Annotated in this window: 12 protein-coding genes and 1 pseudogene; 12 read left to right on the top strand and 1 reads right to left on the bottom strand. The window is 60.3% G+C overall.

Annotated elements, in window-relative coordinates:
* The first annotated feature begins 346 nt into the window (after positions 1-346).
* The 9 genes and pseudogenes from AAFX91_RS34350 to AAFX91_RS34310 form a co-directional block, all read left to right on the top strand.
* Positions 347-1,135, top strand: a complete 789-nt coding sequence (locus AAFX91_RS34350) for a DUF2092 domain-containing protein (RefSeq protein WP_130580002.1) — start codon at positions 347-349, stop codon at positions 1,133-1,135.
* Between the two features lie 41 nt (positions 1,136-1,176).
* The gene (locus tag AAFX91_RS34345) at positions 1,177-1,440 is read left to right on the top strand and encodes a hypothetical protein (RefSeq protein ID WP_394569524.1); all 264 of its coding nucleotides are present in this window, start codon (positions 1,177-1,179) and stop codon (positions 1,438-1,440) included.
* 49 nt (positions 1,441-1,489) lie between these two features.
* The gene (locus AAFX91_RS34340) at positions 1,490-1,747 is read left to right on the top strand and encodes a hypothetical protein (RefSeq protein WP_130580003.1); all 258 of its coding nucleotides are present in this window, start codon (positions 1,490-1,492) and stop codon (positions 1,745-1,747) included.
* Positions 1,748-1,826: 79 nt separating this feature from the next.
* Positions 1,827-2,318, top strand: a complete 492-nt coding sequence (locus tag AAFX91_RS34335) for a DUF992 domain-containing protein (protein WP_394569523.1) — start codon at positions 1,827-1,829, stop codon at positions 2,316-2,318.
* Between the two features lie 50 nt (positions 2,319-2,368).
* Positions 2,369-2,722: an HdeA/HdeB family chaperone gene (locus AAFX91_RS34330; RefSeq protein ID WP_394569522.1), complete on the top strand. Its 354-nt coding sequence runs from the start codon at positions 2,369-2,371 to the stop codon at positions 2,720-2,722.
* A 224-nt stretch (positions 2,723-2,946) separates the two neighbouring features.
* The gene (locus AAFX91_RS34325; protein WP_394569521.1) at positions 2,947-3,228 is read left to right on the top strand and encodes a hypothetical protein; all 282 of its coding nucleotides are present in this window, start codon (positions 2,947-2,949) and stop codon (positions 3,226-3,228) included.
* Complete coding sequence (locus AAFX91_RS34320) at positions 3,225-4,457, top strand: DUF1254 domain-containing protein (RefSeq protein ID WP_394569520.1); 1,233 nt, start codon at positions 3,225-3,227, stop codon at positions 4,455-4,457. The genes AAFX91_RS34325 and AAFX91_RS34320 overlap by 4 nt, the downstream gene beginning before the upstream one ends.
* Positions 4,458-5,930: 1,473 nt before the next feature.
* On the top strand, positions 5,931-6,248 hold the full coding sequence (locus tag AAFX91_RS34315; protein WP_130580006.1) for a hypothetical protein: 318 nt from the start codon (positions 5,931-5,933) through the stop codon (positions 6,246-6,248).
* Positions 6,249-6,430: 182 nt separating this feature from the next.
* A pseudogene (locus tag AAFX91_RS34310) lies at positions 6,431-6,601 on the top strand (alkene reductase); the annotation flags it as partial.
* Positions 6,602-6,627: 26 nt separating this feature from the next.
* Here the strand turns inward: AAFX91_RS34310 and AAFX91_RS34305 are convergent.
* On the bottom strand, positions 6,628-7,671 hold the full coding sequence (locus tag AAFX91_RS34305) for an AraC family transcriptional regulator (RefSeq protein WP_394569519.1): 1,044 nt from the start codon (positions 7,669-7,671) through the stop codon (positions 6,628-6,630).
* Positions 7,672-7,802: 131 nt separating this feature from the next.
* On the opposite strand from AAFX91_RS34305, the gene AAFX91_RS34300 reads away from it, so the two are divergent.
* The 3 genes from AAFX91_RS34300 to AAFX91_RS34290 all read left to right on the top strand — a co-directional run bounded on the left by AAFX91_RS34300 (position 7,803) and on the right by AAFX91_RS34290 (position 10,105).
* Complete coding sequence (locus AAFX91_RS34300; protein WP_130584138.1) at positions 7,803-8,339, top strand: carboxymuconolactone decarboxylase family protein; 537 nt, start codon at positions 7,803-7,805, stop codon at positions 8,337-8,339.
* A 43-nt stretch (positions 8,340-8,382) separates the two neighbouring features.
* Positions 8,383-8,889, top strand: coding sequence for a YkgB family protein (locus AAFX91_RS34295; RefSeq protein ID WP_130584139.1), 507 nt, complete (start codon positions 8,383-8,385; stop codon positions 8,887-8,889).
* A 346-nt stretch (positions 8,890-9,235) separates the two neighbouring features.
* Positions 9,236-10,105: a class II fructose-bisphosphate aldolase gene (locus AAFX91_RS34290; protein WP_394569518.1), complete on the top strand. Its 870-nt coding sequence runs from the start codon at positions 9,236-9,238 to the stop codon at positions 10,103-10,105.
* Positions 10,106-10,303: the final 198 nt, after the last annotated feature.

The following is a 10,303-nucleotide window of genomic DNA, read 5'->3' as shown; positions in this document are numbered from 1 at the left end:
GCGAAACTACTTCGCCGTCGTCGCCATTGCCGCCACTCTGCTCTGGATAAGGTAACTGTCCACACGGCCTAGCCGCCATCGCATCGATGTCGTCGAACCGCGCTTCGATGAGCTGAGGCCCTGTCGATTGTCCTTCAAGCGAAGCCGGCATTGATGCTGCCCTTTGTGATGCCGGCCCAGCTTACACGAGATCTTGCAGAAAGCGGATAGTCCGCATCCGGTTTTGCAGAATCCGGATAGTCCCCCGTTCTCCCCGTGTGAGATGAAAGCGTCATCGAGGTGCCTCACTCTACGGCGGAAGAAGGAAGGTACCCCCCATGATGACGTTGAACGGGAGAGCCGCGCCATGAAGAAGATGCACGAAGTGATCCGGTGGCCAATCCTGCTTGGCACGATAATGACCGCGAGCGTCACCCTCGTGTCGCAGGCCGGCGCGCAGGGCGATGCCGAAAAGCTCCTCAAGGCGATGACGGACTATGTAGTGAGCCAGAAGGCGATCTCCGTCACCTATGACTCCGACATCGAAGTCATCACTTCGCAACTGCAGAAAATCCAGTTCACCAGCTCCGGCCAGGTGCAATTGAGTCGCCCGGACAAGTTGCGCGCCACACGCACCGGCGGCTACCGGGACGTCGAGATCGTGTTCGACGGCAAGATGCTGACCATAAACGACAAGGACAACAAGGATTACGCTCAGATCGAAGCGCCCGGTACCGCGGAGGAATTGATCGACGGTCTGCGGGAAAAGCACGGTGTGGTCGCTCCCGGGGCCGACCTGCTGCTGTCCAACGTCTTCAATGTCATGATGCTCGACGTGGTCGAGGCTGCCGTGATTGGCAAGGGCGTCATCGACGGCGTCGAGTGCGACCATCTTGCCTTCCGCAACATGGAGACCGACTGGCAGATATGGATCGAATCCGGCGCTAGGCCGATCCCGCGCAAATATGTCATCACCAGCAAGGGGACCGGCCAGGCGCCGCAATATACCCTCCGGATCAAGGACTGGAAGGCGGACGTCGCGGCCGACACTTTTGCGTTCAAGCCGGACCCGGCCGCCAAGAAGATCGCGATCGGCGAACTCGGCGACATCGACGAAGTGCCTGAAGGCACCACCATGGCAGGAGGAAGGAAATGAACCGTAGTCTCACCGCTTTCGCTCGTCTCTCGCTTGGTGCCATGCTTGGCGCCGCCGTCCTATTGTGGAACGGTCAACTGCCGATAGCCCCCCAAGCCGCGTTCGTTTCTTCTGCCGAGGCGCGCGTAGGCCACCCGCTGACGCCGATGAGTTATGCGGGCGTTGCCCGGCGGACCACACGCAGGGCCGTGGCAGTCGGTGCGGTAGCGACAGGTGCGGCCGTCGTGGCTGCGCCCGTGGTGGTCGCCCCCGCGTGCACGCAGGTCGTGGACGCCTATGGACGGATCGCCACCGTTTGCCGGTGAGACCAGTTCATAGCTGACAATAGGAGGATGACAATGGGAGGAGGCAACGATGAAGCGTTCGATTGCACTATCAGTCCTGCTGACAGCGGGCTTGATGACCGCCAGCAGTGAACAGGCCAGCGCCGTCGTCTACTGCCAGTATATCGCCTATCCCGCTGGTTGCGTCGTCAGACCCGGCGTCGTGTTGCGGCCGCGGCCGGTGGCGCGAGCCGTGGTGACTCCAGGCGTCGGTGCCTCGGGAGTGGGTGTACGACCAGGAACACCGATGAACCGTGGCGGTCCGGTCAATCGGGTTGGCAGGCGCTAAAACGGCGGAGACCGCTTTTTCGGGTCGCCGCGCTCCGTCATGTCGATCAATCCATTTTTCGAAGCGTTAGGGGATCATCATGTTCCAGAAAGTGTGCGCCGCTCCTTGTCTTCTGTTTGCTTCGAGCGTCGTGTCATTGATTGCGGTGATACCGGCCTCGGCGCAGGGTAACACCATCCGTCAAGGTGTACTCACTTGTCGAACTTCGGCGAGCGTCGGCCTGGTGGTCGGGTCACGCCAGAGGCTGGCCTGCCAGTTCAAATCCGAGTCCGGCCGGACCCAGAATTATGTCGGCACCATCGGACGCCTGGGCCTTGACCTCGGCGTGACTGCAGGAGGCGTGATGGCATGGGCGGTGCTGGCGAGCACGCCCACGGTCCCGTCTGGCGCATTGGCCGGCGAATTCGTCGGCGCCAGCGGCGACATTTCGGTCGGCGTCGGTGTCGGTGCCAACCTGCTCGTCGGCGGCACGCGCAAGTCCGTCTCGTTACAGCCGCTGTCGGTGGAAGGGCAGGTCGGCGCCAACCTCGCGCTGGGCGTTGCGAGAATGAAGCTCCAACCAGTCAGTTGATTGCCACGACCACGCGCCGTGAGGTCACAACAACAGAAGGAATTGTCCAAATGATTGCGAAGAAACTCATCCTATGCTGCGCGGTTACCCTCACTGCGGGACCGGCTTTAGCCCAGGTCGAACTCAAAACCTACGCGGACCGCGACGGCTATCTTGATGTTCAAAAGCTGACGTGCGCCCAATTGGCGAACACGTTTCAGGAAGACGCCGATTATCTCGCTGCCTGGTACAGCGGTTGGTACAACGGCCTTGCCAAGAAGCACGTGATGCAGGTCGCCCGCGCCAAATCCCTGCAGCACGAAGTCATCGTCCATTGCAAGGCTAATCCGGGCAAAAAGATCATCGAAGCGATCGACGTGATCTTCAAGGACTACCGGACAGCAGGCACCAAGATGAAGAAGTGATGGAGTGCCGACAGCCTGAGCCCTGTTGAGAATGAAAAAAGACGGGGCTGGCCGGCTGCTTTGGCCGCCAGGTTCCGCAACGGCGCAATCTGGACGCGATGCTCGGCTATCGCACTCCATGTCGACTTCGAAAAAAGGCGCAGACATTGCTACCAATATGACATGCTGACGCATGGACCTATCGCCGGTGTAACTCCGAAATGTTTAGTCATAGGGGGATTCGAATGAAGTTATCTTACATGGCGCTCGTTGCCATCTTGGCATCGACCGTCGTCCCGGCCTTCGCTCAAGAGCTGCCGAAACACAAATATTCTGCGAACGTGCCCTCATACATTCTCACGCCCGACACGGTGCAGACTCGCATCGGGACGCTGAAATTCTTCGACGGCTTGCCGGACAAGGAGACGGTCGAGAAAGTTTACGACCAGCTTGATTTTGGTCGGGGGTTGAAGCTTTCATGTCGGGTATGCCGGCCGCATCAGTTTACGGGCTATGCGAGGGCTTGAGCAGCATCGGAGTCGAGCGCAACGGCGCCATCGGGATCACCGAAGATTTGATGGACGCGCGTTCCATATTCCTCACGCCCAATTCGACGACCGTCTATGTGTTTCTCTGTCTCGACCTGAACAAAGGTCCGATGGTCGTGCAGGTTCCGCCCAAAGTGCTTGGACCGGCGGATGACGCCTACTTCCACTGGATCACCGACGTCGGCCTCACCGGGCCCGACAGGGGCAAGGGCGGCAAATATCTGTTCGTTCCACCCGGCTACAAGGACGCTGTGCCGGATAGCGGCTATTTCGTTGCGCGGCCGAAGACCAACGGTGTTGTCATCTTCTATCGCGCCTTTGTCGAGAAGGGCGACGTTGCCGGCGCGGTAAAAGGCGTCAAGGCGAACGCTCGTGTTTACCCGCTATCGGCTGCGGCCAGGCCACCCGCGCAGAAATTCGTCAACACATCCGGCATGAAGTTCAATACGGTTCATGCCAACACCTTCCATTTTTACGAAGAACTCAACGCCGTGGTCCAGAATGAGCCGGCGGGATTTGCCGGACCGGAAACGATGGGTCTCTTTGCCGCAGTCGGCATCAAGAAGGGCGAGCCATTCGCTCCGGATGCGCGCATGAAGGCGATTCTCACGGACGCCGTCGCCGTCGCCAATGCCGCAGCGCGCGCCACCGTATTTGCGCCGCGGGATCCGCGCGTGAAGATCTATCCCGACCGTGAATGGGGGACGGCTTTTCCGGGCGGCAGCTATCAGTTCATGGACAACGGCGCCTACAATCTGGATGCGCGGTCATTGTTTCATTATTACGCGACCGGGATTACGCCGGCGATGGCGGCAGCAAGCCCCGGAAGCGGCTCTGCTTACGCGTATTCCGCCCGCGATTCCCAGGGGAGCTATCTCGAAGGCGGCAAGACCTACAAGATCACCTTACCGGCGCCGGTTCCGGTCAATCAATTCTGGTCTTTCACCGTTTACGACAATCAGACCCGCTCGATGCTGGAAACCAACCAGAAGCTCGCCGGTATCGACAGCAACCAGCCAAGCATCAAAAAGAATGCGGACGGCTCGGTGACGATCTGGTTCGGCCCGAAGGCGCCGGCCGGCCAGGAGAGCAACTGGGTCGAAACGGTACCCGGCAAGGGATGGAATTCGCTCTTGCGGCTCTACGGACCGCTCGAGCCGTGGTTCAACAAGTCCTGGAAGCCCGGTGATTTCGAGTTGGTAAATTGACGGGCGCCTTGCCGGCGCTCGGTGAGGGCGCCGGCAAGCAGCCGCTGATAGCTGATAGTCGCCTTGCACGGCATCAGACCTTCGAAACGCCGGCAACAAACCGAGCGCTCACTGTGGATAGGAAGCTGATTCTAGCCAGCGAAAATTCCTTACGGCACCACGCTGTTTCCGGCGATACTGTGCGGCCAATGTCAGCTTCTGGCCCATCACGTTGTTTTGCTGTCAAAAGGTAACCGCGTCGCTCTAGGGCAAAGCGGACGTCGCTTCGCTGCGTTGCCCCAGCGTGAGAAGGCGGCCCAATCCGCCCTGGTCCGAAAAGCCGCTCACCGCTTGATGGCTAATACGTGCTGGCCGCAGTCAGAGGGCCGGAAATCGAAAAGTGAGGGCCAATCACCACGCGGCAAATGTTGCGGTTGAGTAGCCGACGTTCGATATCGCATAATCTTCAATCAGCCGGAGGCACAGCGATGCAATTGCGGGTCTTTGGACGCACGGGAATGCAGCTCTCGGTGTTGGGCTTCGGCTGCGGCGCGGTCGGCGGTTTATGGTGCGCGGCGATCCCGTCGACCAGGTGCGGACCATCGCGCGGACTGGATCGACGACCGCCAACTGATGCTTGAATACATTCATGACCCGGCACCGATTAAGTACATCGTCACCGTAATTGGAATCGCCTAGAAGGCGGTGCCGACAGGTTTACACGTCAAGCTTGATTGCGGCCCATTCATAGTCGCGAGCTCGTAGCGCATCATTCGGACCCCACGGCTTATGAGCTTGCATCACAACCGTCAGGTCAAACACAATGCTCGGCCCGACAACCGTTTTGGAGCAGAGCGGACATCAAGTGGTAGGCAGAGCCCGCGGCATCGGTCGAAAATGACCCGAACCGGACAAAAAGCACTAAACGGTCCACACATAGTCCACAACTGAGCACGGACTGGGTCATACCGTACTGCGCGCGACATCTTTCGCCGTGTCGACGAGTTGATACACCTCGAGGCCCTCGTGCTTGCCTTTGACGAGATGCGTTCCCCGGCTGATGCAGTGAAAGCCGTCCGGGAGCATCTCAAAAATCTCGCGGCTGATCAGGGTGATCGACTCGGCCGGTGATCCAATTCAAAGCTAGAATTGAACTGACTGAAATCAACACAAGCAATCGCATACTTAGCAAGAGCGTCGGCATCAGTCCCAGCCGAGCATTATCTCGGCTCGACGCGATGCGTTTGGGTGCGAGATCGCTCATGTTGACGGTAGTGGCATTGGTCCACGTTAGCTTGTGAATGCCTGCCTTCCGAGGCCAGCACTATATCACGCGCGACTGGCCGCCGCTGCACTCAAGCCCGCTGCGCCCGCTCATCACGAGACGAACGAGCATGTCTTCGATCCCGGGCGGCATTCAGCCTTTTGGGACAATGAGTACGGTGACACGCAACGGAGTTGCTCACCCCGAGCCTCCTCCAAAGGAGTGTCGCCATGTCCCGCATCTCGATTCTGAAGCGCGCAATCAGCACGGCAAGGGCAGGCCTCGTCTTTGTCGGAATGCTTTCGCCGGCGCATGCGGCCTATCAGTACGATGTCGTCCGCGTTTTCCCCGATCTGCCAATTAGCCAGACTGCAGACCAAGCGCCGGCCGTGCTGACCGCGCAGCGGCCTTGGCTTGCTCCGGTCGGCCATCGGCAACCGCACCAAGCCGATGTCCCCCGGCACGAGGCCGTCGCGGCATGGGAGCGTCAGCAACAGCAGTTCGACCAGGAACTGGACCGGAAGCTGATCATCTGCCGCGGATGTTGACCGTTCCACAACGGTCATTCCCGGCGGGAATAATCACTAGTCCAACGGACCCGCTACCCGGCACGGCTGCCTTCTTTAGCTTTCTGGGTGTGAGTTCAACGAAACGAATGGCGGCCGCCGTCCTCCACGTAAACACTCAAACGAGAACCGTGATGCAAGGCAAGGTCGAGCCTCGTCGCGCCCGGGACGCCGACCTCGTTGCATTCGGCCGTCACTGCATCTCCAATCCGGATCTGCCCGGGTGGCTGCGGCGCGGCCTTGCGCTCAACCACCACGATCGGTCGACCTTCTACGGTGGCGGTGCGCGCGGCTACACGGATTACCCGACTGCCGAGGCGGCAGCGGCGGCCTGACCGGCATCGCGCCTTCATCTTCTAGGTCAGCGAGGACGCATCGCCGCCTCTCGTTGGCTAGACTCGTCAATCGTAGTCGCTTCGGCTGCTTCCGCAGGCTTCCCTTCGATGGGTGTTACGGGCCTTGCGAAGAGGTCCCGGCCAGATGGCGCCTGCATCTTGCGCCACTGCGCCGGAGTGACGCCCATGTGGCTCTTGAAGGCGCGCTGGAAGGCCGCTTCCGATTGATAGCCTACTGCCTCTGCCACAGCGCCGGTCGAAAGCGAAGACTTCTTGAGTTCGTTGGCTGCGAGCGTCATGCGGATGTCGGTGAGGAGATCACTGGCCGATCTTCCCAGCTTCTCCTGGAATTGCCGCGCGAGCGTCGCGCGCGACAGGTTGCTGAGGCGCGCAAGGTCAGGCAGCGACCATGCCCGCGCGGGCTCGTTGAACAGAGCAGCCACCGCCGGTGCGAGGCGGGGATGACCGGCCAGGGCAAGAAGACCCCGCGGGGCGTCTTGGGTCTCGCTCGCGAGCCGCAGCACAAGCGCGAACATCGCCGTCGACAGCGCGTTCAGCATGGCGCGGCCGCCCAGGTGATCGTCCGCCGACTCGCTCCGCATCAGCGCGACGAGGCCTGCGAGCTGCGCGGCTGTTTCCTTTCCGGCGTGAGTGCCGGCATGCACGACCAGGCGCGGCGGCAGATAGCTGCGCAGCAGGCGGTCGTGCGGCGGCGCGACGGCGAAGTGACCGCACAACAGATCGAGCCGTTCGTCCGATCCGAGATTTTCGCTGATCGTGAAGTTGAGGGCCGCACGGTTGCGGGCCGGCAGCGGCGCGGCCCCGCTGTCGTCGTGCATGATGTGACGAGGATTGCCGGGGAGTAGCAGAATGTCGCCGGGCTTCAGCTGCAGCGGCCTTCCTCCCGCCGGGTCCTCCAGCAGCGCGGAGCCGGCGAGCACGGCGTGGTACGGGATTTCGTTGGCCTCGCCGGGCCCCTGGTCGATGCGCCATGGAGCGCCATAGTTGCAGCGCAGGTCGAGCCGCCCGCGCACCGGCATCATCTCGAAGAGCTGGCTAAGCCAATCCATCGCGTCCCTCCCGAAGTTATCGCCATGAGACGATAGGGCATATATTCGAGATTTTATGACATTCAAAGTATCACGGCGCAGTCATACCGTCACTCCACGATCGTTCACACCCCCAATCAAGGAGTGCCACCATGTCCCGTCTCTCAGTCCCCAATCTCGAATCCGACATCGGCCCGTCGGGCCAAGTCTATGCCCAGATCAAGAAGGCGATCGGGAGCGTCCCGAACACCTTCGCCGCCATCGCCGCGCACGGCCCCGCTGCACTAAAGTCGGTCCTGGCCGCCGATGCAGTGCTCGCCACCGGCACACTGACCAAGCGCGATCAGGAGGTCATCAAGCTCATCATCAGCGCCGCCGGCGGCTGCGATTACTGCGTCGCTGCCCACAGCTATCTCGCCAAGCTCGCCGGCGTGAAGCCGGAGGTGCTGAAGCAGATCCGCGAGGGCCAGCCCACTGGCGACGCCAAGCGCGACGCACTGGTCGGCTTCGTCCGCAAGCTCGCGCAGTCCAGCGGCACCGTCAGTGACGAGGATTTCGCCGCGATCAAGGCCGCCGGTTACAGCGACGCGCAGTTGGTCGAGATCAGCCTGGCCTTCGCGACCACCGTCTTCACCAACGTCTTCAACCGCATCAACGACACCGAGATCGACTTCCCGGCAGTGGCGTGACGCAACTGCGCTCAGTCAGATCTTGGATGAAAGGATCACGACCATGACCACGATTACCAACACCACTCAAAATCCGCTTGTTCGCGCGCTGCACAGGTCCGGCCTGCTCGCGGAAGACCTCGACTATCACGTCGTCCGGGCCTCGATGGTGATCATGTTTTTCTTCTTCGGTTACCAGAAGTGGTTTCCGTACGAATTCGAACGACTGGTTCCGTTCATCAGCAATGGCCCGCTGATCTGGTGGCTCTATCCCGTATTCGGCCACGCCGGCGCCAGCTACTTCCTGGGCGTCTCAGAGTGGACGTTCGGGACCTTGCTGCTGGCGGGCTTCTGGGACAAGAAGTTCGGCGTTCTCGGCGCGCTGGGCTCGACCGGCACCTTCATCGCAACCGTCACCATCATTCCGTTCATGCCTGAGGGCTGGGATATCACTGCGGGAGGCTTCCCTGCGATGACGGGCAACGTGCCTTTCCTGATGAAGGACGTCGTTCTGCTCGCCGTCTCGCTCTACCTGCTGAGGCAGGACGTGGTTCGCCTGATGCGGCAATAGGTGGCACTCTGCTGATGGCGATGCATCGCCGGCGAGCTTCTCCCTCGCCGGCGATTGCGCGGTCGAAACTGCCGAACGGGTGCGGCGGAGAACTCCCGATGGTAGGCACGGCGCAAGTGTGTCTTTGCCCACCCCACGAAGCCGACGGCCGATATCTTCTTCCCGCATCGCGGTGTCGGCTATCGTTGTCACTGCCAGATTGCAACAGCTTCTCACCGGCCGCAATGGATTGAGCGCCCCTGCATTCAAATGCCCGTGTTTCGTGTCTTGCGAGAGGCAACAGGAGACCCAGTTATGCGAATATGGTGCAGAGCGCGACGCAACAACATTTATGAGGAGGCTCTTGATGCATGGCTTGCGGGATGCTTTGCAGCAGAGTCAGAAAGACGGTGTCGCGATCGGCCATTTCAACGTCGGCGATTGGGTTCTATTGAAGGCGGTGTCGGCAGCCGGACAGGAACTTAAGGTCCCAGTGGTGGTCGGTGCATCCGAGGGCGAACGGGAGTTTTTCGGAGCCTCGGAAATTGCGGCTCTGGTGCGGAGGTTGCGTGAGGAATGCGACTGCCCAATATTTCTTAACGCAGATCATACGCATTCCCTGGCAAAGGCCATAGAAGCGGTCAGGGCCGGATTTGACGCGATCGTCTTTGATCTTTCCGCGCTGCCATTCGAGCAGAACGTACGGCAAACAAGAGAAGCGGTCGAAGCCCTCAAAACAATCAATTCTGACGTCCTTGTCGAGGGAGAGATCGGCGACATTGGAACCGGTTCTGAAATACATGAAGAGGCTCCCGACTTGTCGAGGGGCTTAACATCTCCTGCAGAAGCGAGACAGTTTGTCGAGTCTACAGGGGTCGACATCCTCGCTCCGGCCGTGGGCAACATGCACGGGATGCTAAAGAGCATGGTGCAGGGACAAACACGGAAGCGGTTGGATATCCAGAGAATCGCCCAGATCAAGAGCGCGGCCCAAGTGCCACTTACCCTGCATGGCGGATCGGGAACCGACGACGAAGACTTGCGGAAGGCAATCGCCGCTGGGATCAATATCATCCACATCAATACTGAATTGCGGGTTGCCTGGAGACGCGGCTTGGAGGAGGGTTTGGCCCAACAGCCCTACGAAGTCGTCCCTTATAAGATCCTGCCGTTCGCAGTGGAATCGGTGAAAAACGTAGCTCGCTCACGCTTGAGCCTATTCAACGGCGATAAGTAGCTCATAGAGCTCGGTCTCGGTAAAATCGCTCCTCGTTATCCGAGGCGCGCTCCTCATTACGCTCCACGACCGGCCCGGATCCCGGCACCGATTTAATGCACCGTCACCGTAATTCGAGTTGACTAGCATTACAGTTGTCTTTTTGTTTTGAAGTGCGCGCGCTGGGCGGCGGCCTGGTGAGCTCTACGCCAAAGTGAC

The sequence above is a fragment of the Bradyrhizobium sp. 31Argb genome (assembly GCF_043638955.1).
GTDB lineage: Bacteria > Pseudomonadota > Alphaproteobacteria > Rhizobiales > Xanthobacteraceae > Bradyrhizobium.
The sequence above is the reverse complement of the archived record's forward strand: the minus strand, read 5'-3'. Positions and strand labels throughout refer to the sequence as shown.

What these genes read in the sequence shown, in the direction of transcription:
- AAFX91_RS34350 (WP_130580002.1), top strand. Translation starts at nt 347, where the DNA reads ATGAAGAAGATGCACGAAGTGATCCGGTGGCCAATCCTGCTTGGCACG.
- AAFX91_RS34345 (WP_394569524.1), top strand. Translation starts at nt 1,177, where the DNA reads ATGCTTGGCGCCGCCGTCCTATTGTGGAACGGTCAACTGCCGATAGCC.
- AAFX91_RS34340 (WP_130580003.1), top strand. Translation starts at nt 1,490, where the DNA reads ATGAAGCGTTCGATTGCACTATCAGTCCTGCTGACAGCGGGCTTGATG.
- AAFX91_RS34335 (WP_394569523.1), top strand. Translation starts at nt 1,827, where the DNA reads ATGTTCCAGAAAGTGTGCGCCGCTCCTTGTCTTCTGTTTGCTTCGAGC.
- AAFX91_RS34330 (WP_394569522.1), top strand. Translation starts at nt 2,369, where the DNA reads ATGATTGCGAAGAAACTCATCCTATGCTGCGCGGTTACCCTCACTGCG.
- AAFX91_RS34325 (WP_394569521.1), top strand. Translation starts at nt 2,947, where the DNA reads ATGAAGTTATCTTACATGGCGCTCGTTGCCATCTTGGCATCGACCGTC.
- AAFX91_RS34315 (WP_130580006.1), top strand. Translation starts at nt 5,931, where the DNA reads ATGTCCCGCATCTCGATTCTGAAGCGCGCAATCAGCACGGCAAGGGCA.
- AAFX91_RS34305 (WP_394569519.1), bottom strand. Translation starts at nt 7,671, where the DNA reads ATGGATTGGCTTAGCCAGCTCTTCGAGATGATGCCGGTGCGCGGGCGG.
- AAFX91_RS34300 (WP_130584138.1), top strand. Translation starts at nt 7,803, where the DNA reads ATGTCCCGTCTCTCAGTCCCCAATCTCGAATCCGACATCGGCCCGTCG.
- AAFX91_RS34295 (WP_130584139.1), top strand. Translation starts at nt 8,383, where the DNA reads ATGACCACGATTACCAACACCACTCAAAATCCGCTTGTTCGCGCGCTG.
- AAFX91_RS34290 (WP_394569518.1), top strand. Translation starts at nt 9,236, where the DNA reads ATGCATGGCTTGCGGGATGCTTTGCAGCAGAGTCAGAAAGACGGTGTC.